General features: G+C 29.4%; 3 protein-coding genes. All 3 read left to right on the forward strand.

Annotated elements, in window-relative coordinates; translation table 11 throughout:
• Positions 1-478: hypothetical protein (locus tag WBY99_RS03465; protein WP_423974944.1), on the forward strand; the 478-nt coding region annotated here is incomplete at its 5' end.
• A gap of 4 nt (positions 479-482) precedes the next feature.
• A complete protein-coding gene (gene bla, locus WBY99_RS03470) occupies positions 483-1364 on the forward strand; it encodes a class A beta-lactamase, subclass A2 (RefSeq protein WP_423974945.1) in 882 nt (293 codons plus the stop codon).
• Positions 1365-1369: 5 nt separating this feature from the next.
• Positions 1370-1662: hypothetical protein (locus tag WBY99_RS03475; protein WP_423974946.1), on the forward strand; the 293-nt coding region annotated here is incomplete at its 3' end.

The raw sequence follows: 1662 nt of genomic DNA on the forward strand, positions 1-1662 counted from the left end.
TGCTTATGGTTCAAAAATTTTCCCATCTAAATCAATCACTTTTGGAAGTAAAAACCATAAAAAATTTAACGACAGTTTAATTAATGCTGGAATACTTAGTTATTATTTAGTTCCTAATTTTTTTAAATTAGATACTTTGAAATATTATCCGAAAAAATATAATTCAATTCAGGAATGGGGAGATGATCAATATTTAATTGTAGAAACAAATCCAATCAATTTCTCAAAAATTAATAAATTAAAGATTAAAAGATTAGAAAAACTTCCCTGTAAAAATAATTCTATCGATGACTGCAAGGAAGGTTTTACTTCCGAATTTGTTATTTCAAATGTAATATTTAATAAAAAACGAACAAAAGCCTTTGTTGAATTAAATTTTCATTGTGGTGGTTTATGTGGACAAGGAATAAAATTCGAATTAAAAAGAATAAATGATAAGTGGAAAATTACTAATGAAGAATTGCTTTGGATATCTTAAAATAATGAAAAAACTAACCTTTTTATTCCTCTTTATTTCAATTTTCAGTTTTGCACAAAAGCAAAATTTAAAAAAAGAAATCAACATAATTACAGAAGGCAAAAATGCCACTGTGGCAGTTTCTGTAACGGGAATTGATTTTTCGTTTCATTTTGAAAATAAAAATGGGGAAAAGAAACTTCCGATGTTGAGCGTTTTTAAATTTCATATTGCTTTGGCGGTTTTGAATAAAGTTGATGAAGGAAAACTGAATTTGGATCAGAAACTTTTCATTAAAAAATCTGATCTTTTAGAAAATACTTGGAGTCCGATTCGGGAAAAATATCCGGAAGGAAATATCGAAATACCTTTAAGCGAACTTATCAAATATACCGTCGCACAAAGTGATAACAACGGTTGCGATATTTTGTTACGATTAATCGGCGGAACAGAAACCGTGCAGAATTTCATGAATGAAAAGGAGGTGAAAAATTTTCAGATTAAATTTAATGAAGAAAAAATGCATCAAAGTATTGATGCAATTTATGCAAATAATACCACGACCAATTCTTTATCTCAACTTTTAAAAGATTTTTATTTTAACAAAATCGTATCGAAAAAATCGACCGATTTTTTAATGAAAATATTATTGGAAACTTCGACCGGAACAAATAAATTGGTAGAACAACTTCCGAAAAATTCAGTTGCTCACAAAACCGGCTCTTCAGGAAAAACAGATGCCGGACTCACCATCGCCGAAAATGATGCAGGAATTGTGACTTTACCCAGCGGAAAGCATTATGCAATAAGCGTTTTCGTTTCAGATTCTATGGAAAGTTCAGAAATAAACACCAAAATAATCGCCGATATTTCTAAGATTGTTTTTGATTATTTTAGCAAAAATTAAATATTGTGAAAAGAATATTTTTACTATTATTTTTATTGGTTCAAACTTTTCTTTTCTCCCAAGAGAAATGGAACATTCTGTTTTACAATGAAGTCGTTAATAACGAAGTTTTTATTTATGCAGATAATAAGGAAGAAATGCCGATTTCTGCACAGTTTGAATTCAAACTAACGAATTTAACTTGTACTCTTCCTAATGATGAAATAGTGGTAATCCCAGCCACAACTAAAAAGTTTCTGATTGCAAAACTGGCTCCGATTAAACCAAATGAAGCCAATTCATTTTCCTACACCAATAC

The sequence above is a fragment of the Kaistella sp. genome (genome assembly GCF_049588135.1).
Classification (GTDB): domain Bacteria; phylum Bacteroidota; class Bacteroidia; order Flavobacteriales; family Weeksellaceae; genus Kaistella.

Excerpts from the sequence above, each read along its gene's own strand:
- bla (WP_423974945.1), top strand. The coding sequence starts at position 483 with ATGAAAAAACTAACCTTTTTATTCCTCTTTATTTCAATTTTCAGTTTT.